Below are 20,411 nucleotides of genomic sequence, written 5' to 3'. Positions count from 1 at the left end.
GCTCCGGACGACCCGCAGCGGCCCATGCCCCGCAGGTGCCCGGCGCTGTCGACGACGTCACTTCGCCCGGCGTCACTTCGCCCGGCGTCACTTCGCCCGGTCGAAGTCGATCGCGCTGTAGGCCCGCAGCTTCCTGAGCCGGTGCTCGGAGTCGATCCGGCGGACCGTGCCGGACTTGGACCGCATGACGATCGAGTCGGTGGTGGCCGTCTCCGAGCGGTAGCGCACCCCCCGCAGCAACTCGCCGTCGGTGATGCCGGTGGCGACGAAGAAGACGTTCTCGCCGGAGACCAGGTCGTCCGTGCCGAGCACCCGGTCGAGGTCGTGCCCGGCGTCGACCGCCCGCTGCCGCTCCTCGTCGTCCTTCGGCCACAGCTTGCCCTGGATGGTGCCGCCCAGGCACTTCACCGCGCAGGCCGAGATGATGCCCTCGGGCGTGCCGCCGATGCCGAGCAGCAGGTCCACGCCGGTGCCCTCGCGCAGCGCCAGGATGGAACCGGCGACGTCGCCGTCGGAGATCAGCTTGATACGGGCGCCGGTGTCCCGGATCTCCTTGATGATGCCCTCGTGCCGCGGCCGGTCCAGGATGACCACCGTGACGTCCTCGGGCGCGGACCGCTTGGCCTTGGCGACCCGGCGGATGTTCACCGACACCGGGGCGTCGATGTCCACGAAGTCGGCCGCGTCGGGGCCGGTCACCAGCTTGTCCATGTAGAACACGGCTGACGGGTCGAACATCGAGCCGCGCTCGGCGGCGGCGAGCACCGCGATCGCGTTCGGCATGCCCTTGGCGGTCAGCGTGGTGCCGTCGATCGGGTCGACGGCGATGTCGCACTCGGGTCCGGTGCCGTCGCCGACGCGCTCCCCGTTGAAGAGCATCGGGGCCTCGTCCTTCTCGCCCTCGCCGATGACGACGACGCCGTTCATCGAGACGGTGGAGACGAGGGTGCGCATGGCGCGCACGGCGGCGCCGTCGGCGCCGTTCTTGTCGCCGCGCCCGACCCAGCGGCCCGCGGCCATGGCCGCGGCCTCGGTCACCCGGACGAGTTCCAGGGCGATGTTGCGGTCAGGCGCCTCTTCGGGAACTTCCAGTTCGGAGGGCAGGTGATGATGCTCGGTCATCGGAGCGCACCTTTCTGATACGACGACGGCCGGATGAGGGTATTCCGCCCCGACTCTATCGCTGGGCGGACATTATGAGCAGGGGACCCCACGGATGAGCGCACCGGACACCTGCGACGATAGGAGGCGTGGCAGGTTCGAACGGCAAGCAGAAAACGGTCCGGGACATGATCCTCTCCCTGGGCCTGATCGGTATAGCGGCGGGGGTCATCTTCCTCTTCGTGCCGCACGACGACCACGCTCCCGACCTCAAGCGGGTCGACTACAGCGTGGAGCTGCTCACCGCGCGGCGCGCGGCGGCGTACCCGGTGGCGGCTCCGTCCGGCCTGCCGCAGAGCTGGAAGGCCACCTCCGTCCGGTTCCAGGGTGATCACTTCGACCGCTGGCACCTTGGTTTCCAGGACCCCGACGGACAGTACGTGGCGGTCGAGCAGTCCACTCAGAAGCGCTCGGACTTCATCGACGAGGCCAGCCAGGGCGCGCATGCCACCAAGGTGACCCAGAACATCGAGGGGCGCACCTGGACCCGCTACACCGGCGGCCGCTACGACGCCCTGGTGCTGGAGGGGACGAAGGGCTCGACGACGGTGGTGGCGGGCACGGCGTCCTTCGACCGGCTGACGAAGCTGGCCGAGGCGCTGAAGACGGCCTGAGCCCGGCCCACGGACAGCCTCGGCCACATCCGGCACATCCGGCACATCCGGTCATCCGGTACGTCCGGACGCGGAGGGCCCTTCCGGCACGCGGAGGGCCCTTCCGGCACGCGGAGGGCCCCCGGTACGCAGAAAGCCCCCGGCGCCGTGGCGTTGGCGGGGGCCTTCTGCTGTCCGGGGGTGCCTCAGACGGTCGTGACGACCTGGTCGTAGGCCAGGCGCGGGGAACGCGGGAACCATGCGTTCTCGCCCGGCCTGCCGATGTTGACCACCATCAGCGGGGTGTGGTCGTCGTCCAGGAACTCCTTGCGGACGGCCTCGAAGTCCAGACCGGTCATCGGGCCGGCGGCGAGGCCCGCGGCGCGCACGCCGATGATGAAGTAGGCGGCCTGCAGGGCGGCGTTGAGCGCGGCGTTGTTCTCGCGGACCGAACGGTCACCGAAGAAGGCGTCCTTGGCCTGGGGGAAGTGCGGGAAGAGCTCCGGCAGCTCCTCGTGGAACTCGTTGTCGGCGGAGAGGATCGCCACCAGCGGGGCCGCGGCGGTCTTCTGCCGGTTGCCCTCCGCCAGGTGCTGCACCAGACGCTCGCGGGCCTGAGGGGAACGGACCAGCGTGACGCGCAGCGGCGACTGGTTCATGGAGGTCGGGCCGTACTTGACCAGGTCGTAGATCGCCTGCACCTGCTCGTCGGTCACCGGCTCGTCGGTGAAGGTGTTGGCGGTGCGGGCCTCGCGGAACAGCAGGTCCTGGGCGGCGGGGTCAAGAGCGAGAGACATGCGGGAACCTTCTCGGTAGTTCGTCCGGATCCGGGTTCCGGATCACCTGACGCCGTCGACAGTACGCCGAGGAAGTTCAACCTTCAACAAAACATGAGGGGCGGTGAGCCGCTTCACACATTGGGGTTGCCGCGGGTGCGGGTGCCGCCGGGTCCGCCGCGGGTTACCCGGCGTCCGTCCCGTCCCCCTCTGCCTTGTCTGCCTCGTCCGCCCCTTCCTCCTCGGCGAGGGCGGCGTCCAGCCGGGCTCGTGCGCCTTCCAGCCACCGGCGGCACACCTTGGCCAGCTCCTCGCCCCGCTCCCACAGCGCGAGGGACTCCTCCAGGGACGTACCGCCCGCCTCCAGCCGCCGGACCACCTCGATCAGCTCGTCCCGCGCCTGTTCGTAGCCGAGCGCCTCGCTCACCCCGGTCGTCCCGCTCACGTTGCTGGTCATGCGCCCACCCTATGCGTCGGCCCGGCCCGGCCGGTCGACCCGTACGGAGAACTCGCCCTCGGCCACCCGCGCGCGCAGCGCCTCGTCCGCCGTCACCTCGCCCGGGTCGCGCACCACGTGACCGTCGGCCTTCTGCAGCACCGCGTACCCGCGCCGGAGGGTGGCGGCGGGGGAGAGGGCCACCACGCGCGCGTGCGTGTGCGACAGCTCCGAGTCCGCCCGGTCCAGCAGGTGCCGCAGCGTGCGCCGGCCGCGGTCCAGCAGGGACGCCACGTGGTCCGCCCGCTCGTCGATCATCCGGTGCGGATCCTCCATCGCCGGCCGCGCGAGCGCGTGCGCGAGACCGCGCTCCTCGCGCTCGACGAGCGCCCGCACGCACCGGCGCGCCCGGTCGCGCAGCTGCCGCACCCGCTCGTACTCCTCGCCGACGTCCGGCACGACCTTCTTCGCGGCGTCGGTCGGGGTGGAGGCGCGCAGATCGGCGACGTAGTCGAGCAGCGGGGTGTCCGGCTCGTGCCCGATCGCCGACACCACGGGCGTACGGCAGGCGGCGACCGCGCGGACGAGCTGCTCGTCGGAGAACGGCAGCAGGTCCTCCACGCTGCCGCCGCCCCGCGCGACGATGATCACGTCGACGTCCTCGGTCTCGTCGAGCTCCTTGACGGCCTGCACCACCTGGGGAACGGCGTGCACGCCCTGCACGGCCACGTTGCGCACCTCGAAACGGACGGCGGGCCAGCGGTGGCGGGCGTTCTCCAGCACGTCCCGCTCGGCGGCCGAGGCCCGCCCGCAGACCAGGCCGATGAGCTGGGGGAGGAAGGGCAGCGGCTGCTTGCGCTCCGGAGCGAACAGCCCCTCGGCGGTCAGAGCCTTCTTCAGCTGCTCCAGGCGGGCCAGCAGCTCGCCGACTCCGACCGGCCTTATCTCGGCGGCCCGCAGCGACAGCTGCCCGCGCGGGGCGTACCACTCCGGCTTGGCGAGGACCACGACCCGGGCACCCTCGCTCACGACGTCGGCGATCGCGTCGAAGACCTGCCGGTAGCAGGTCACACTGACGGAGATGTCGTACGACGGGTCGCGCAGCGTCAGGAACACGACCCCGGCACCCGGCCGCCGCGACAACTGCGTGATCTGTCCCTCGACCCACACCGCACCGAGCCGGTCGATCCACCCGCCGATCAGCCGCGAGACCTCGCCGACGGGAAGGGGCGCTTCGGGGGACGTGGAGACAGCCATGCCCGCGAGCGTAGCCGTCGCCGCCGACATCGCCGTAGCAGCTCGGCGATACGGCGAGCACCGTTGTGCGGCCCCGCTGCCGCACGCCCGAGGACGCGATCTTCGGCGGGCCGGACCCGGCCTTACGATGGGTGCCATGACTGCTTCGTCTGGCCGCCGTGTCCTGCTCGCCGCCCCCCGGGGCTACTGCGCGGGTGTGGACCGCGCCGTGATCGCCGTCGAGAAGGCCCTGGAGCAGTACGGGGCCCCGATCTATGTCCGGCACGAGATCGTCCACAACAAGTACGTCGTGCAGACCCTGGAGAAGAAGGGCGCCGTCTTCGTCGAGCGGACGGAGGAGGTGCCACCGGGCAACATCGTGATGTTCTCGGCGCACGGCGTGGCCCCCGTGGTGCACGAGGAGGCCGAGCGCGGCCGGCTCGCCACCATCGACGCGACGTGCCCCCTGGTGACCAAGGTCCACAAGGAGGCCGTCCGCTTCGCCAAGGAGGACTACGACATCCTCCTGATCGGGCACGAGGGCCACGAGGAGGTCATCGGCACCACCGGCGAGGCCCCCGAGCACATCCAGCTCGTCGACGGCCCCGAAGACGTCGGGAACGTCGAGGTGCGCGACCCCTCCAAGGTGGTGTGGCTGTCGCAGACCACCCTGTCGGTCGACGAGACCATGGAGACCGTCGACGCGCTCAAGGAGAAGTTCCCGCAGCTCATCTCGCCGCCCAGCGACGACATCTGCTACGCCACCCAGAACCGTCAGCTCGCCGTGAAGCAGATGGGCGCCCAGGCGGACCTGGTCGTCGTGGTCGGCTCCCGCAACTCCTCCAACTCCAAGCGGCTGGTGGAGGTCGCCAAGCTGGCCGGTGCGCGGCAGGCGTACCTCGTGGACTTCGCCGACGAGATCGACGAGGCCTGGCTTCAGGGCGTGTCGACGGTCGGTGTCACCTCGGGCGCGTCGGTGCCGGAGGTGCTGGTCGAGCAGGTCCTCGAATGGCTCGCGCGGCGCGGCTTCGAGGACGTGGAGCTCGTCAGGGCGGCCGAGGAGTCCATCACCTTCTCGCTGCCCAAGGAGCTGCGCCGGGACCTGCGCGACGAGGCGGCGGCCCTGGCCGCCGAGCGCGGCGGGGCCGGTACACCGGAGGCCTGACCGACCCGACCGGGGGTGACCGCCCGGAGTCCGCGGCGTGACTGTCAGTGTCACGTCGTAGCGTGGAGCCATGCAGATCTTCGGCGTGGACATCGGCGGGTCCGGCATCAAGGGCGCCCCTGTGGACCTGGACGGGGGCGACCTGGCCCAGGAGCGCCGCAAGGTGCTCACCCCGCACCCTGCGACGCCCGACGGAGTGGCCGACGGCGTCAAGCAGGTCGTCGAGCACTTCGGCTGGACGGGACCGGTAGGGCTGACCTTCCCCGGCGTGGTCACCGGCGGCGCGACCATCCGTACCGCGGCCAACGTCGACCGGAGCTGGATCGACACGGACGCGCGCGCGTTGTTCAGCGCGCGTCTGGACGGCCTGCCGGTGACGGTGGTCAACGACGCGGACGCCGCGGGCATCGCCGAGATGAACTTCGGCGCCGGCCGGGACCGCCGGGGCACGGTCATTCTGCTGACCTTCGGCACCGGCATCGGCAGCGCCCTGTTCGTCGACGGTGTCCTCGTGCCCAACACCGAGCTGGGCCACCTGGAGCTCGAAGGGCACGACGCCGAGAAGCGGGCGTCCAGCAAGGCCAAGGACGACCACGAGCTGACCTGGGAGCACTGGGCCCGGCGCGTCCAGAAGTACCTCGCCCACGTCGAGATGCTCTTCTCCCCCGAGCTGTTCATCATCGGCGGCGGTGTCAGCCGCAAGTCCCAGAAGTTCCTGCCCCTGATCGAGGGCATCAAGGCGGAGATCGTCCCCGCCCAGCTGCAGAACAACGCGGGCATCGTGGGGGCGGCGATGCGGGCGGCGAAGGCGGGGTAGGGCGGGGTAGGGAGGACGGCTGGGAGAGCCGCGCAGTGCACGGGCAGCGCACTACGGGGTCACTGCGCGGGGGGCACTGCGTGGGTGTCACACCGACGAACGGTTCCGCACGGCGGCCCGACGGCGCACCAGGGCGGCCCGCCGGGTCAGCACCGTCACCCCCGCGACCAGCGTCCCGCCGTACAGCCACATCGCCTGCGTGGCTAGCGCGGTCACCAGCCCCATCAACTTGCCGAAGAACCCGCCGCCCCCGTCCACCACCGGCAGCAGCCCCACGGCGAACCCGATCGGCACCACGACGGGCGCGGTCAGCAGGTCGCCCCGGCGCACCCACACCGCGGTCAGCACGCACACCGGCAGGAACAGCAGGCCGTACGCCGTCAGTGACGCCCCGAACAGCAACTGGTCGAGACCGCCCAGCGCGAACATCACCGCCCCGCAGAACAGACCGCCCCCGAGCCCCGTCAGCCGCGGATTGGGCAGCTGCCGCAGGGCCGGAGCCGCCGGGGCGGGCCGCCGTGCCACCGGCGGACGCCGCGTCGCGGGCCGTCCGGCATGGTCGTCGTACCCCGGCCGTCCACGCGGTGCTCGGTCCCCCTGGGCGGGCAGGGGTGGCCGACCGCGTCGCGGTCCGTGTTGCTGGGGGCGCGTCCTGTGTTGCTCCACTGGACCAACCTAGGTCTGTTTATGTGCCGAATAGGCCGTCTGACACGCCGCTCGGCGTAGCTTGGCCAAGCGTTCGAACCGTCGCGGAGGCGGGGTGCGACACGCCGTAGACTGGTGGATCGGCCCCCTGGCCCCCAGTCCTCTCACGTACGGGAAGTCGCAACGTGTCGCTCACGATCGGAATCGTCGGTCTGCCGAACGTCGGCAAGTCGACCCTGTTCAACGCCCTGACCAAGAACGACGTGCTCGCGGCCAACTACCCGTTCGCCACGATCGAGCCGAACGTCGGTGTCGTGGGCGTCCCGGACGGTCGTCTCGCCCAGCTCGCCTCGATCTTCAAGTCGGAGCGGATCCTTCCGGCCACCGTCGACTTCGTCGACATCGCCGGCATCGTGCGCGGCGCCAGCGAGGGCGAGGGCCTGGGCAACAAGTTTCTCGCGAACATCCGTGAGTCGGACGCCATCTGCCAGGTCATCCGTGCCTTCAAGGACGAGAACGTCGTGCACGTCGACGGCAAGGTCTCGCCGAAGAACGACATCGAGACGATCAACACCGAGCTGATCCTCGCCGACCTCCAGACGATCGAGAAGGTCCTGCCGCGCCTGCAGAAGGAGTCGCGGATCAAGAAGGACGTGGCCCCCAAGGTGAAGGCCGTCGAGGAGGCCAAGGAGATCCTGGAGAAGGGCGACACGCTCTTCGCGCACGGCATCGTCCAGGGCACCGAGCGCAACGAGCTGCTGCACGACCTGCACCTGCTCACCACCAAGCCCTTCCTCTACGTCTTCAACGTCGATGAGGACGAGCTGATCGACGAGGACTTCAAGAACGAGCAGCGGACCCTGGTGGCCCCCGCCGAGGCGATCTTCCTCAACGCCAAGCTGGAGGCGGACCTCGCCGAGCTGGACGAGGAGGAGGCCCTGGAGCTCCTGCAGTCCGTCGGCCAGGACGAGCCTGGCCTGGCCACCCTCGCCCGCGTCGGCTTCAACACCCTCGGCCTGCAGACCTACCTGACGGCCGGCCCCAAGGAGTCCCGCGCCTGGACCATCAAGAAGGGCGCCACCGCCCCCGAGGCCGCCGGTGTCATCCACACCGACTTCCAGAAGGGCTTCATCAAGGCCGAGGTCATCTCCTTCCACGACCTCGTGGAGACCGGCTCGGTCGCCGAAGCCCGCGCCAAGGGCAAGGCCCGCATGGAGGGCAAGGACTACGTGATGCAGGACGGGGACGTGGTGGAGTTCCGGTTCAATGTGTAGCGGCTGACCTATCACCACGTCGCTGATCTGGCAAACATGCAGGTCGGAGAGGGTCCGGCTCTTCGGGGTCGGGCCCTTTGTTTTTTCCCGTGCTGGGATGGTGCTGGGACGGCTGACCCCTCGTCACCTGTCATCACCCCTGCTCATCCCTACCGTGCTGGGATCGTGCTGGGATGGGATGAGAACGCCCGTGCTGGGTCGTGCACGGTCAGGCAGGCTGAAGGCGTCGGAGTAGCTGGTGCCGAGCTTCGCGTACGGCACGGCGATCGCGGTCAGCAAGACGACCCAGATCCCGAGGACGACGAAACGGTGTCGGAAACACCATCTGGCCAGCACGGTCATGGCGGCACACTTTTCTGGTCAGGTTCCGGGTAAGAAAGGTGGCGGGCGGGCCGCGCCGGTGCGACCGCCTACGTGGCGAGGCGAACAGTTGGAAGGCGCGCGCCACTGAGGCCAGTCCGGCATGCCGCGCGCGGAGGCACGGGTCTGGGCGGTACAACGTGCATCGTCAACCACGCTGGCACGTCCGATGTCCTGCGCGCGGTCGGCGCTCGTCCTCACCGGGCTCAGCGGGCGGTCGGTGACGGCGACGATCCGGTGGGGAGGCGCCCGCCGAGCATGGTGCAGACGGCGGCGTTCACGAGGGCCTGGTGGGCGGCGGCCGCCCGGGGGCGGGCGAGGTCGAAGACCGTGCTGGTGAGGACGGCGACGGTGCGCTTGCCGGTGGGGTCGGTGTAGGTCTCGCTGGAGTAGCCGGCCGCCTGGCCGTCGTGGCCCCAGACAGTGCCGCAGGGGAAGACGACCTTGCGCAGCCCCAGGCCGTAGCCGTCGCCGTTCGTGGCGGTCGGGTCTTCCGGGACGGTGGTGCGCATCTGGGCGAGCTGGGCGGCGGGGAGCAGCTTGCCGGAGAGGAGCGCGGTGTCGAACCGGGCCCAGTCCGCTGCGGTGGAGACCACGCCGCCGGCGGCCCACAGCGTGCTCTGGTTGACCGCGGTGGTGTCGACGTCGGCGGCGCCCCGATGCGGGCCGGCGAACGAGGTCCCCGGCGGGGTGCCCGGCGGGAGCAGGGGGGCAGGGGGGGGCAGGTGGGCCGCGTCGGGTTCGTACCCGTGCGCGAGCCGGCGACTGACGGCGGGGCTGCTGGGCAGGTATGTGTGGCGCAGGTGCAGCGGGCGGGCGATGTGCTGCTGGATCAGGTCGGCGAGGCTGTGACCGGTGGCTCGTTGGAGGATCAGGCCGAGTGCGATGTAGTTGGTGTTGCTGTAGGAGAAGCGGGTGCCCGGGGCGAACTGCGGCGGGTGGGCGGTGCCTGCGGCGAGGAGTTCCTCCGGCATCCACCGGCGGGTGTCCCGGCCGGTGTAGGCGGCCAGGACGGCGGGGTCGTAGAGGTAGTTGAACAGGCCGCTGGTGTGGTTGAGCAGCATCCGTACGGTGATCGCACGCCCGTTCGGGACGAGGCCGGGCAGCCACTGCTCGACCGGGTCGGTCAGGGCGAGGCGGTGTTCGGCCACCAGCTGCAGGACCAGTGTGGCGACCATGGTCTTGGTGTTGGAGCCCATCCGGAACTCGTCGTTCGCCGCAAGCCGGTGCCCGGCGGTGGTCCAGTGGGCCTGGTCGGCGATTGTGGTGACCGGGTGGCGGCCGTCGTCGACCCGTACGATCACGCCCGGTGCGCCGGCGTCGACGGTCGTCTGGGCGAACGCGGCCGGCGGGCCGCGGGCGGAGGCGGGGGTTGGGGTGGGGGCTGCGGACGCCGCCCCGCAGGCGGTCAGCGTGGCGCCGAGCACCGATCGCGGTTCGCGATGTGCTCCAGCAGCAGGGAGTCGACCGGAGCGGGGACGGGTGAGGCCGGTTCCCCGAGCCGTAGGAGTATGGCGTCTCCGTCGCGGAGCACATCGTCGACAGTGAGCCGGACGACCCTGCTCAAAGGCTGTGCGTAGAGGAGCACGATGACGTCGGCGTCACGCCACTGCCGGAAGCGGTTGTGGACGGTCGACCAGGCGCTGAACTCGGCCGGCATCTCCCGCCACTGCCCGCCCGTCTTGAACCGCCAGATCACGCCCTCGAACTGCTGTCGCAGCCGCTCGGGGTACGGGCCATATTCGCCGATCGACGGGTACGGCTCGACGAACGCCCATTCGTGTCGGTCAGTTGCACTCGCGTCACGCAAGAAGGTCTTAACCTGGCCGCGTGAGCCACCGCCCACGGAGAACGCACCCCCGGGAACGGCCTTCGGAGCGAGGTGGGGCGCCGGCCGCAAGGAAGAGGAACGGCGAGCCAGGGCCCGGGTTGCGGACCGTGGTCCGTATGCGATGGTCTGCGGGCTTCAACCTGCCGACGTGTGTGCCGTGTCCCTGGTGCGGATGTGCTGAGTGAGAAAGAGAGCGGCGCGCTCCAGTGCCTCGTCGGCTTCGTCCAGGACGCCGGCGAACGCCTGGAAGACATGTGGAACGTCAGCGGTGATGTCCAGGATGACGTCCACTCCGGCTTCCCTCGCGTGCGTGGCCATGCGTGTGGAGTCGTCCAGGAGCATTTCGTTGGTGCCCGCCTGCAGAAGTATCGGAGGGAAGCCGGTCAGGTCGGCGAGGGTGGCGGGGCTGAGCATGGGCTGGTGCGGGTCCTGTCCCGCAAGGTACATGGCCCCGGTGTGTTCCAGGCCCTCACGCGTGAAGAACGGATCGATGCCCGCCTTGCTGGCCATGCTCCCGCCTGTCCGGGTCATGTCGAGTCCAGGGGAGAACGCCACGATCGCGGCGGGCATGGGCAGGCCCGCGTCGCGGGCGGCGAGGCAGGTGGCGGCAGTGAGGCCGCCACCGGCGGAGTCCCCGGCGAATGCGATCGCCGAAGGGTCTTCGCCGCTGTCGAGAAGTGCGCGGTAGGCGCTGAGCCCGTCCTCGATCGCGGCCGGGAACGGGTGCTCAGGGGCAAGCCGGTAATCCAACGAGAATGCTCTGAACCCTGTTTTGGTCACCAGGTTCCCCGTCAGCGACATCGCCGTCTCTGGTGAACCGACCACGTAAGAGCCGCCGTGGAAGTAGAGGATCGTCCCGGCCTTCGGAGTGCCGGCCGGCTCGACGAGCACCGCGGGCCGATCGCCGAGCGTCGCAGTCCGGGTGCGGATCCCGGCCGGGACGATCATTTCGGCCATCATCGCCCTGAACCCGGCGCGGAGCTCCTCCACCGACCGAGGGCCCTCCGGCTGCGGCCGTCGGACCATCGCGTCGATCTCCGCGCGCTGTTGCCTGCTCATTGTCGCCTCCATTACCAGTGCATGCCGAGGAACTATATGCCCAGGCATCTGTGTGCGTGCTAAGATATATGCCATGGCATCTAAGTCAAGCGGTGGCCGGGTCGACCTCCCGGGCTTCTTCGCCGACCTCGTCCGCTGCGAGACGCGCCTCTACAACGCGCTGAACGACCGTCTTCGCGAGCGGCACGGGATCGTCACCTCGCAGTTCGAGTTCCTGCGCTTCCTGCGCGACCACTCCGGGTCCCGGGTGGCGGACCTCGCCGCTGAGTTCGCCATCGGGATCGGTGCGACCAGTAAGGGCATCGACCGTCTGGAGAAGCAGGCATGGGTCATACGGCGAACCAATCCATCGGATCGTCGCTCATCACTGCTGGACCTGACCGATGACGGCCTGCAACTCGTCGAGGCTGCGGAGGCAACCTTCACCGAAACGCTGGCCGAGCTGACCGCAGACACCCTCGGCGGCCCCTCAGGACTAGCCGCCGTGCAGGTCCTTTCGGAGCTCCGCTCCGTGCTCGAACGCCATCAGATCGGCCTGCCCACAGGCTGACCGGCATGCGCATCCTGACCTGCCCGGCGGCCTGCGACCACTGCGTGATCCGGACGCTGCCGAGGCGTGAAGCCGCAGGCACCGTCGCGGGGGCCCGGACGCTGTGCTCCGCACTACCGGGCCCAGCGGTCGGGGGCTGGGGTGCGCGATCGTAGGCGCTCTCCCTGCGGCCCGAACATGATCAAGTATTCGACCGGTTCGCCGGGTCCGGCGTTCGCGACTCCGTGGGCGGTGCGGGTGTCGAACTCGGCCACGTCCCCGGCGCTCAGGACGAGGTCCTGTTCGCCGAGCGCCAGCCACAGCCGCCCGTACAGGACGCACAGCCATTCGTACCCGTCATGGGAGACCTGCCGCGGCCGCGCCGGCGGCGCGTCGATGGCGGGCAGGACGTGCTTGTGGGCGTGCAGGCCCCCGACGTACCGGGTCAGCGGTAGCACCGCCTTGTCGTTGCCGGAACGCTGCGGCACCGGGGTGCGCGGTCCGGCCGCCGCGGCGGGTGCGGTGCCGGCCAGCTCGTCCAGGGAGACGTCGTACGCCTTCGCGAGCTGCAGCAGCACCTCCAGGGTCGGCTTGCGCCGGCCGGTCTCGATCCGCGACAGCGTGCTCAGCGAGATGCCGGTCGCGCGGCTGACGCCGGTGAGTGTGGCGCCGCGCTGCTCGCGCGCGGTCCGCAGCCGGGGCCCATGGCCGCCAGCGTGTCGGCTATGCCGTCGTCCGTCACCGTCGCCCCGCTCCCTCCGGCCGTGCTGCCTCCACCGCCCTGTCCTGCCACTTTGCCATGATGGCAAGAGTGTTCGCGTCGCCCGGCCGCCGCGCCGCATGATCGGTGGGTAACCGCGGCCGCCCGTGAACCGAGGAGAAGCGATGCACCAGCCCGCGCCGTCCGCCGACCTGCGCCACCGCACCATCGAGGCACCCGCCGGGCGCCTGCACCTGGTCGAGCAGGGCACCGGACCGCTGGTCCTGCTCGTCCACGGCTTCCCCGAGTCCTGGTACTCCTGGCGCCGCCAACTCCCGGCCCTCGCGGCGGCGGGGTACCGGGCCGTGGCGCTCGACGTGCGCGGCTACGGCCGCTCCTCCAAGCCGGCCGCGACGGACGCCTACCGGATGCTCGACCTAGTGGCGGACAACGTCGCCCTGGTGCGCGCCCTGGGCGAGGAGAGGGCGGTGGTCGTCGGGCACGACTGGGGCTCCAGCATCGCGGCGGCCTCCGCCCTGCTCCACCCCGAGGTCTTTCGCGCCGTCGGACTGCTGAGCGTCCCCTACGCGCCGCCCGGCGGCCCCCGCCCCACCGACGTCTTCGCGCAGATGGGCGGCGACCAGGAGTTCTACGTCTCGTACTTTCAGGAGCCCGGCCGGGCCGAAGCAGAGATGGAGCCCGACCTCCGGGGCTGGCTCGCGGGCTTCTACGCGGCCATGTCCGCCGACACCATGCCCGCCCAGGGCGAGCCCGACCCGCACTTTGTGGCCCGCACCGGCGGCCGGCTGCGCGACCGCTTCCCCGGCGGCAAGCTGCCCGCCTGGCTGACCGAGGACGACCTCGACGTGTACGCCGGGGAGTTCGAGCGCACCGGCATGACCGGGGCCCTCAACCGCTACCGCAACATGGACCGCGACTGGGAGGACCTCGCCCAGTACGCCGGAGCCCCGATCAAGCAGCCGTCCCTGTTCATCGGCGGCGCCCTGGACGCTTCCACGACCTGGATGGCCGACGCGATCGACGCCTACCCAGCCACCCTCCCCGGCCTGGCCTCCACCCATATCCTGGACGGCTGCGGGCACTGGATCCAGCAGGAGCGTCCCGAGGAGGTCAACCGCCTGCTGACCGCCTGGCTCGCCTCCCTCCAGGGCTGAATCGGCGGGTGTGCCGGTCGGCCTCCGTCGCAAGAGCTGGAGGGCGCCGCGATCACCGGGTACGAGACGGTGTCCTTCGTCGGCATCCGCGACCCACACATCCTCGCCTCCATCGCAGAGTGGGCCCGCCTGCTGCGCAGGATGCTGACCGACCGCGTACAGGGCGTCCTCGGGCTCACCGAGGACGAATGGGACGCCAACTTGCGCCTCTACGGGCACAACGCCGTCCTGGACGACCTGGAGACCTCCTCCGCTCTGCCACGTGAGGTGGGCGCCATGCTCCTGGTCTCCACCCCCGACCAGGCCACGGCCATGGCAGATGCAGCAACAGCGGGTTTGCGATCTTGGAGATCGCGGGTGCCCACCCTCGGAGAGCTGGCGTTGGAGGTGCGGGCGAAGAACGCCGGGCCGTTCTGGCTGACCCTGGAGGCGTTCATGGCCGACGACGCCGGCGGACATCGCCATGGTCAGCCCGGTCTTCCACCGCGGCGTGACGCCGGGCGGGATCCGCACGCGGACCGGGCCGGGAGGGACGGCCTGCTGGGAGTGCACCTCGACCCACGTTCCGGCGATCTCGACCCGGCAGCGGTAGTGGTCGCCGGGGAAGCTCACCTCCGCGACCCTCCCCTCCACGGCGTCGGTCCCGTCGGCCGGGTCCTCGGCGGTCGGCGCCTGCTCCGGTCCAGCCTGCCGACGGCACGTCCCTCGCCCGCCCACCGCGCAGCGACCGCCGGGCCACGGCGCGGCCTCCGGTCACTGCGGCTGCCCGGGTTGGACGCCTGCGAGGTGGACGTCTACGACCGGCACGCGCTCGCGCCCGGTTTCACCGTACGCAGCCCTGCGGTGTTCGAGGAGCACGAGAACTCGTGCGCCATCGGGCCCGACTGCACCGCGTCCATCGACGCGCACCGCAATCTGGTCATCGACATCGACTACACCGAAGGAGCTTCCCCATGACGGCAACGGACCTCGAACTTCTCGAAGGGCTCGCTGCCTGGGACACCCCCGCGCTGAGCAACGCCCTCGATGCGCTGCGCCTGCGTCCGTACGGCGTCGGCTGCACCGGCGGATCGATCCACCGCGTCACCGGCGCCGGCGTCATGCTCGGATGTGCGGTCACCGCCCGTATGGTCGCCCGCGAGCCGGGGAGGGACGCGGTGCCGGTCTCCCAACTGCACCGGGCGATCAGCGAGCAGGACGGTCCCGTCGTGGTGGTGGTCGAGGACTGCGACGAGCCCGCGGGCGCCGGCGCCTTCCTCGGCGAAGTGAACGGCAGCCTGCTCGCGGCGCTGGGCGTGCGCGGTGTGATCACCAACGGCCGGGTACGCGACGCGGACAGCCTGCGCGGGATGCCGTACCCGGTCCACGCGGCCGGACTGTGCGTCGCCCGCTCCTACATGCGCCTGATCGAGGTGGGCGGCCCGGTCACGGTGGCCGGGATGGCTGTGCGGACCGGCGACATCCTGCACGGCGACGACCACGGAGTCCTCCAGATCCCCGCGGAGGCACTGCACGGGATCACGGAGAAGGCCGAGCTGATCCAAGAGGAAGAGCGGAACGTCGTGGGGTGGTCGAGGTCTGCCGACTTCAGCATCCGGAAGCTGCTCGAGCTGCGCCGCGTCCGGCACTGAGGACCCTCTTGGTGGAAGGGAGCCGCGCCTCAGCCCACTACGGCGCTCACTCAGCGGCGGTGCGTGGCAGGGTGATCAGGACGAGTGCACCGCCATCGGGGGCCTCGTCGAAGGTGATATGGCCGCCGTGCGCGGTCGCGATCTCCTTGGCGATGGCAAGGCCGAGACCGCTCGATCCGCTGGTGCGTTCGCGGCTGGCGTCCAGCCGGACGAAGCGGTCGAAGACGCGCTCGCGTTCCTCGGGCGGGACGCCGGGGCCGTCGTCGGCGATCTCGATTCGCACCTGATCGGGCGGCGCGTCCAGGACCGAGACCTGGACCGCGTGCCGGGCGTGGCGGATGGCGTTGTCGAGGACGTTGCGCACCATACGGCTCAGGTGCTCGGCGTCGCCGACGACCATCACGCCGGTCCTCGCGCGGTCGATGCCGACGGGCACCCGCGGCGCGGCACTGTTCGCGCGTACCTCCTCGACCAGCTCGCCGAGATCGACCCGACGCCGTCGCGTCACGAGCTGGCGGTCGTCACTCCTGGCAAGGACGAGAAGCTCGTGCACGAGCGTCTCCAGGCGCTCGGACTGACGTACCGCTCGCCGGGCGACCTCCGGCCAGGGCGCGGTCTCCGGGTGGGCAAGGCCGACCTCCAGTGCGGTGCGGATCGCCGCCAGCGGGCTGCGCAGCTCGTGCGAGGCGTCGGCGGTAAAGCGCCGCTGCCGCGCCGCGGAGTCGTCGAGCCGGGTGAGCATGTCGTTCATCGTGCGCGCGAGGTCACCGATCTCGTCGTGGGTGTCCGGCTGCGGAACGCGCCGCGACAGGTCTGCGGCCGTGATCTCGGTGACCGAGCGGCGGATGCGCTCAACCGGGCGCAGGGCCCGGCCCACGACCAGCCATACGGTGCCGCAGGCCAGCAACAGGATGCAGGGCACGCCCACCAGCAGCAGCCGGGCGAAGGTCTCGTTGACCTGGCTGAGCAGGTCGGTGGTGGTGAGGGTGATGATCGTCACCGGTCTGCCGCCGACGGTGGCCCGGCTGCCGTGAACGCGTACCTCGCCGTTCACCACCGTGTCTGCGGCTTTCTGCCGCACGGGGGCCTGGGAACCGGGGGGCAGGGTGTAGACGGCGCGCTGCCCCTGCAGGGCCGGGGTGGCGGCAAGGACGGCGCCGTCCGTGGTGAGCACCTGGGCTTGGGCGTTGGGGTCCAGGGCGGATGAGGGCAGCGGGTGCGGCCAGCTGCCACCGCGCGCGGACTGCTCGACCTGCGCGGGGCCGCCGCCCGGGAGCGGGCGGCGGCCCTTCGCAGCCGGGGGCGTCGGAAGCCCTCGGCGGGCCCTGGCGCCCGCACTCTCAGTCGAGGCCGGCGCTCACCGGGACAGGAGAACTGATCCCGTCGTCACCACCGGCCTGGGGAACGCGCAGGAGCCGGGCGAGCCTCTCCGGGAGCCACCAGTTCCACCGGCCCATGATCGCCACCAGGGCGGGCACCAGCAGGGTCCGGACGACGACGGCGTCGACGAAGATGCCGACGCCCAGTCCGGTGGCGATCATCTCCACCACCACGTCGGGAGCGCTGGACAGCGACGCGAAGGAGATGGCGAGGATCACCGCTGCGCAGGTGACGAGGCGTCCGGTCCGGGCCAGCGCACCGACGATGGCCTGCTGGGTGGAGTGGGTGCGGTCGTATTCCTCACGCATGCGGGCCAGGATGAAGACCTCGTAGTCCATGGACAGCCCGAAGAGGAACGCGAAGGTGATGATGGGGATCCAGTTGCGGATCGATCCGGTGGCCGCAATCCCGTAGACCGCCTGGGACCCGAGGCCGTTCTGCCAGAAGAGCACCAGGAAACCGAACGAGGCGCCGAGCGACACCAGGTTCACCACCACGGCCTTGACGGCCAGTACTGCGGAGCGGAATTCCCGGGCCAGCAGCAGGAAGGCGAGCAGCGAGATCACTGCGAGCATCAGCGGGAAATTGCCGTACACCGCGCGGTTGAAGTCGACGTTCTGTGCGGTGTTGCCGCCGACCTCGACTCCTCCCGGGAGGTTGGCGAGTGCCGCACGCACCCGAGCCACGGTGGCCGTTCCGGCGGAAGTATTGCCCTCGTTGTAGGGGATGGCGGTGATGAGGGAGTCGCCTGCCTGCCGGAAGGAAGGCGTCGCGGGCGCGAGAACCGTGTAGATCCCGGGCGTCTTCTCCGCGATCCGTGCGGCTTCCTGGGCGGCGCCGGGTCCGCCGTGGGTGAGGATCTGGACGGGGAAGACCACCCCGCTGGGCACCCCCTGCCTCTCCAGGGCGTGCAGGGTGACCGCGGCCTGGCTCTTGCCCCCCAAGGAGTTGGCACGAGGCTGTCCCGTGTTCATGAACAGTCCCGGGATCGCCAGGCCGACGACGATGACCAGTCCGGCGATGCCCGCCGCCCAGCGGTGGCGCACCACGGCATGGGCCCAGCGCTCCCAGCCCCGGCTGAACGTCGTCGACCCCCTGCGGATGCGGTGCTTGTCCAGGGCCGGACCCCATGCGGCGAGGATCACCGGCAGCAGGGTGACCGCGGAGGCGATGGCCACCAGCGGGATGAGCATGCCGCCGACACCGATACTGCGCAGGAACGGCACCGGCAGGATGATCAGGGAGAGCAGACCCGCGGCGACGGTGAGGCCACTGAGCACCACGGCGCGTCCGGCAGTCGGGCCGGCGGCCACGATCGCCTCCTCGTTGCTTCGCCCGGCCTCGCGTTCCTCGCGCCAGCGGGTGATGAGCAGCAGTGAGTAGTCGACGGCGATACCGAGCCCCATGACGGCGATCAGGTACTCCACCAGGAAGCTCACGTCCATGGTGTGGGTGAGACCCAGGACCAGGAGGAAGGTCGTCAGGATCGCGGGCACGGCGATCAGCAGCGGAACGAGGGCCAGCGCGGAGCCGTAGACGAAGAGCAGGACGGCCAGTGCTCCGGCGGCTCCGATCAGCGTTTCCACCAGCACACCGGGGCCGCCGCCCGCGGAGCCCTGGCTGGTGGTCTGGATCTGCTCGAAGCCGGTCACCGAAACGGTGGCGCCTGCTGGCGCCGAGGCCCTGAGCGCTGGCTCGATGCGATCCATCACCCCGGCCCCGGTCGAGATGTCGGGGTTGGGCATGTTGAAGATCGCCCAGGTCGTGCGCTTGTCGGCGGAGACGAGCCTGGAGTCGTGGGTGTTGGCCCAGTCGGCGACGGCCAGGTGGCCCGCTTTGTTCGCGGCTGCGAAGATGTGCGCGGCGATGTCCTGGCCGGCCGCGGTGTCCATGCCCTTGCCCGCGGGGAGTGTAAGGACGCCGATGGACGGCTGCTCATTGCCGTCGATGCCGAACTTCTGCAGCAGGTGCAGGTTGGTGTCGTAGCCCTTGGTGGCGGGGGTGGCGAAGGTGTGTGTCAGACGCCCGGTGGCCTGTCCGACGGTCATGGCACCGATCACTGTCAGCACCAGCCAGGCGAGTACGACCAGGCGCTTGTGATCCAGACAGAAACGTGTGACGGCGTTCACGGCATCAGGCCCCAGACTGCAGAAGCGACATGTGGGCGCAAGTGTCGGGACTCCTTCCTTACAGGAAGCTTTCACTGCCCGAAGCCGCAGAGGCGTCGCATGGAAACCGCCGGGGTGAACCGCCCGGCGCGGATCGGGGCGATGGCCGCAGGGTAGGAACGACACGCTGTCGTCGGCTCACGAGCCTGATGTGGCCTGCATAGAAGTCCCACAGACTTCATACACGTGCGGGCGCTGTCGGGTAGTCGCGTACTCCTCTCCATCACGCTTGCCGGACCCGCCCCATCTGGCAGTACTGGACACGTCCCTGCGTTGTCAGGGCCGCTCTCGCTCTCCCCGTCATCACCCGGATCAGGCTGCCCTCAGCTTCAACCCGACTGCTGCGACAGCGGGTTGGTGCAGGTCTTTCTCGAACCAACGGCACCTCACGGCGCAAACCGAATGTGAGACAGAGCCGTCAATTGGACGCTCCCCACATCACCACGCCTGTTGGCGTGGGTTGTGGTTGAGCGCCGCGAACCGGGTGTCCGGCGGTCAACGCGATGCCGGAGGCCGTGCGATAGCGTTCCCCGATCTTGAGCCGAGTAGTGGTCATCACAAGGTGACCATTTCGGTCTGTGCTGCCACTAAGGGGTAGTCCATGACGTCGTTGCAGAAAGGCCGCGGTCCCACCGAGGGTGATGGCCGCCGGAAGCGCGTCTTGACGTGGGTGAGTCGATGCCTGCTGGCGCTAGTGCCGTTGGGCAGTCTCGGTCTGCTGTGCCCGGTGCCGTCGGCTGTGCTGGCCGCGCGGCGGCGGAGGCGGGCGGATTGGGTGGCCTTCGCCGGCTTCACGGTCCTGTGGCTGCTCTGGATAGCGGACCTGGCCGAGTCGCCGGACGGCGGGACGGGTTTGGCGTTCGCCGGCGGTTTCGTGCTGTTGGTGGTGAGCACGGTGGGCGCGGCACTGCACTCTCTGCTCGCCTGGTCGGACCGGCCGCGGGGGGAGTCGTGATGCTGAGGATACGGGGTCGTGCCCGGTGGATCACCGGTTCGGCGGCCGTCCTGGTCGTTGCCGCCGGCGCTGTGGCGTTCTGGCCCGGGGGAGGCTCCGATGCGCCGCAGGTGAGGGCGCGGCAGTACACCTCGTCGCAGGCGTGTCTGCTGACGGACGATCGAGGGATCGCCGGTAGGCAGGCGGCGGCGGTGTGGGCGGGCATGGAGGATGCTTCGCTGGCCACGCACGGGAAGGTGTCGTACCTCCAGGTGACCGGCCCGGCGACGGTGCCGAACGCGATCCCGTATGCCAACTCCCTTCTTCAGCGACACTGCGACATGGTGCTCGGGGTGGGGGCTGCGCAGGCCGGGGCCGTCGTGCAGGTGGCACAGAAGGCATCGAGGGCGCGGTTCGTCGTGGTGGGCGGCGGCGGTGGGCCAACTCGGCCGAATGTGACAACGGTGGGCCTGTCCGCCGGCACCCGCAAGGAAGTCGCACACGTGGTGGAAGCTGCACTGCATCGGTAATCGGGAAAATC

20 protein-coding genes and 2 pseudogenes are annotated in these 20,411 nt (G+C 70.4%); 10 read left to right on the top strand and 12 right to left on the bottom strand.

Translation table 11 applies throughout. The annotated features are described in order from the left end of the window. Positions 1-87: 87 nt before the first annotated feature. Entirely contained in the window at positions 88-1,122 is a 1,035-nt protein-coding gene (gene glpX, locus AB0A61_RS29075) for a class II fructose-bisphosphatase (RefSeq protein WP_361298487.1), read from the bottom strand. Positions 1,123-1,250: 128 nt separating this feature from the next. Between glpX and AB0A61_RS29070 the strand changes: the two genes are divergently transcribed. After that, complete coding sequence (locus AB0A61_RS29070; protein WP_361298484.1) at positions 1,251-1,775, top strand: DUF4245 domain-containing protein; 525 nt, start codon at positions 1,251-1,253, stop codon at positions 1,773-1,775. Between the two features lie 185 nt (positions 1,776-1,960). On the opposite strand, the gene AB0A61_RS29065 is transcribed toward AB0A61_RS29070, so the two are convergent. The 3 genes from AB0A61_RS29065 to xseA all read right to left on the bottom strand — a co-directional run bounded on the left by AB0A61_RS29065 (position 1,961) and on the right by xseA (position 4,223). Next, positions 1,961-2,551 (bottom strand): malonic semialdehyde reductase, encoded by a 591-nt coding sequence (locus AB0A61_RS29065; protein WP_361298481.1) that lies wholly within the window; start codon positions 2,549-2,551, stop codon positions 1,961-1,963. A gap of 163 nt (positions 2,552-2,714) precedes the next feature. Next, complete coding sequence (locus AB0A61_RS29060) at positions 2,715-2,987, bottom strand: exodeoxyribonuclease VII small subunit (protein ID WP_361298478.1); 273 nt, start codon at positions 2,985-2,987, stop codon at positions 2,715-2,717. A gap of 9 nt (positions 2,988-2,996) precedes the next feature. Further along, a complete protein-coding gene (xseA, locus tag AB0A61_RS29055; RefSeq protein WP_361298475.1) occupies positions 2,997-4,223 on the bottom strand; it encodes an exodeoxyribonuclease VII large subunit in 1,227 nt (408 codons plus the stop codon). A gap of 127 nt (positions 4,224-4,350) precedes the next feature. Here xseA and AB0A61_RS29050 point away from each other — a divergent pair, with 127 nt between their 5' ends. Together AB0A61_RS29050 and ppgK are read left to right on the top strand one after the other, a co-directional pair. Then, a complete protein-coding gene (locus AB0A61_RS29050; protein ID WP_361298472.1) occupies positions 4,351-5,367 on the top strand; it encodes a 4-hydroxy-3-methylbut-2-enyl diphosphate reductase in 1,017 nt (338 codons plus the stop codon). A gap of 70 nt (positions 5,368-5,437) precedes the next feature. Beyond that, complete coding sequence (gene ppgK, locus AB0A61_RS29045; protein ID WP_361298469.1) at positions 5,438-6,184, top strand: polyphosphate--glucose phosphotransferase; 747 nt, start codon at positions 5,438-5,440, stop codon at positions 6,182-6,184. A gap of 87 nt (positions 6,185-6,271) precedes the next feature. On the opposite strand, the gene AB0A61_RS29040 is transcribed toward ppgK, so the two are convergent. Continuing rightward, positions 6,272-6,850, bottom strand: coding sequence for a DUF6542 domain-containing protein (locus tag AB0A61_RS29040; protein ID WP_361298467.1), 579 nt, complete (start codon positions 6,848-6,850; stop codon positions 6,272-6,274). 164 nt (positions 6,851-7,014) lie between these two features. Here AB0A61_RS29040 and ychF point away from each other — a divergent pair, with 164 nt between their 5' ends. After that, positions 7,015-8,103, top strand: coding sequence for a redox-regulated ATPase YchF (gene ychF / locus AB0A61_RS29035; protein ID WP_361298464.1), 1,089 nt, complete (start codon positions 7,015-7,017; stop codon positions 8,101-8,103). A gap of 123 nt (positions 8,104-8,226) precedes the next feature. Here ychF and AB0A61_RS29030 read toward each other — a convergent pair whose 3' ends face one another. The 4 genes and pseudogenes from AB0A61_RS29030 to AB0A61_RS29015 form a co-directional block, all read right to left on the bottom strand. Beyond that, complete coding sequence (locus AB0A61_RS29030) at positions 8,227-8,445, bottom strand: hypothetical protein (RefSeq protein WP_361298461.1); 219 nt, start codon at positions 8,443-8,445, stop codon at positions 8,227-8,229. 224 nt (positions 8,446-8,669) lie between these two features. Beyond that, entirely contained in the window at positions 8,670-9,890 is a 1,221-nt protein-coding gene (locus tag AB0A61_RS29025) for a serine hydrolase domain-containing protein (protein ID WP_361298458.1), read from the bottom strand. A gap of 164 nt (positions 9,891-10,054) precedes the next feature. Beyond that, a pseudogene (locus tag AB0A61_RS29020) lies at positions 10,055-10,273 on the bottom strand (transposase); the annotation flags it as partial. Between the two features lie 156 nt (positions 10,274-10,429). Further along, positions 10,430-11,353, bottom strand: a complete 924-nt coding sequence (locus AB0A61_RS29015) for an alpha/beta hydrolase (protein WP_361298455.1) — start codon at positions 11,351-11,353, stop codon at positions 10,430-10,432. 73 nt (positions 11,354-11,426) lie between these two features. On the opposite strand from AB0A61_RS29015, the gene AB0A61_RS29010 reads away from it, so the two are divergent. After that, the gene (locus AB0A61_RS29010) at positions 11,427-11,903 is read left to right on the top strand and encodes a MarR family transcriptional regulator (RefSeq protein WP_361298452.1); all 477 of its coding nucleotides are present in this window, start codon (positions 11,427-11,429) and stop codon (positions 11,901-11,903) included. Positions 11,904-12,016: 113 nt separating this feature from the next. On the opposite strand, the pseudogene AB0A61_RS29005 reads toward AB0A61_RS29010, so the two are convergent. Next, positions 12,017-12,624 (bottom strand): annotated as a pseudogene (locus tag AB0A61_RS29005) (helix-turn-helix transcriptional regulator). Between the two features lie 143 nt (positions 12,625-12,767). Here AB0A61_RS29005 and AB0A61_RS29000 point away from each other — a divergent pair. The 3 genes from AB0A61_RS29000 to AB0A61_RS28990 all read left to right on the top strand — a co-directional run bounded on the left by AB0A61_RS29000 (position 12,768) and on the right by AB0A61_RS28990 (position 15,388). Beyond that, positions 12,768-13,757, top strand: coding sequence for an alpha/beta hydrolase (locus tag AB0A61_RS29000; protein ID WP_361298449.1), 990 nt, complete (start codon positions 12,768-12,770; stop codon positions 13,755-13,757). A gap of 69 nt (positions 13,758-13,826) precedes the next feature. After that, positions 13,827-14,714: a hypothetical protein gene (locus tag AB0A61_RS28995; RefSeq protein WP_361298447.1), complete on the top strand. Its 888-nt coding sequence runs from the start codon at positions 13,827-13,829 to the stop codon at positions 14,712-14,714. Beyond that, a complete protein-coding gene (locus AB0A61_RS28990; protein WP_361298444.1) occupies positions 14,711-15,388 on the top strand; it encodes an RraA family protein in 678 nt (225 codons plus the stop codon). The genes AB0A61_RS28995 and AB0A61_RS28990 overlap by 4 nt, the downstream gene beginning before the upstream one ends. A gap of 46 nt (positions 15,389-15,434) precedes the next feature. Here AB0A61_RS28990 and AB0A61_RS28985 read toward each other — a convergent pair whose 3' ends face one another. Then, positions 15,435-16,562 carry a HAMP domain-containing sensor histidine kinase gene (locus tag AB0A61_RS28985; protein WP_361298441.1) on the bottom strand — a complete coding sequence of 376 codons (1,128 nt, stop codon included), beginning with the start codon at positions 16,560-16,562 and terminating at the stop codon, positions 15,435-15,437. A gap of 166 nt (positions 16,563-16,728) precedes the next feature. Beyond that, complete coding sequence (locus tag AB0A61_RS28980; RefSeq protein WP_361298438.1) at positions 16,729-18,897, bottom strand: MMPL family transporter; 2,169 nt, start codon at positions 18,895-18,897, stop codon at positions 16,729-16,731. 640 nt (positions 18,898-19,537) lie between these two features. On the opposite strand from AB0A61_RS28980, the gene AB0A61_RS28975 reads away from it, so the two are divergent. Together AB0A61_RS28975 and AB0A61_RS28970 are read left to right on the top strand one after the other, a co-directional pair. Then, positions 19,538-19,891 (top strand): hypothetical protein, encoded by a 354-nt coding sequence (locus AB0A61_RS28975; RefSeq protein ID WP_361298435.1) that lies wholly within the window; start codon positions 19,538-19,540, stop codon positions 19,889-19,891. Further along, entirely contained in the window at positions 19,891-20,400 is a 510-nt protein-coding gene (locus AB0A61_RS28970) for a BMP family ABC transporter substrate-binding protein (RefSeq protein ID WP_361298432.1), read from the top strand. The genes AB0A61_RS28975 and AB0A61_RS28970 overlap by 1 nt, the downstream gene beginning before the upstream one ends. Positions 20,401-20,411: the final 11 nt, after the last annotated feature.

It is taken from the genome of Streptomyces sp. NPDC046197, from assembly GCF_040646295.1.
In the GTDB taxonomy this organism is placed as follows: Bacteria; Actinomycetota; Actinomycetes; order Streptomycetales; family Streptomycetaceae; genus Streptomyces.
This window is presented reverse-complemented; position numbering and strand designations above follow the sequence as displayed.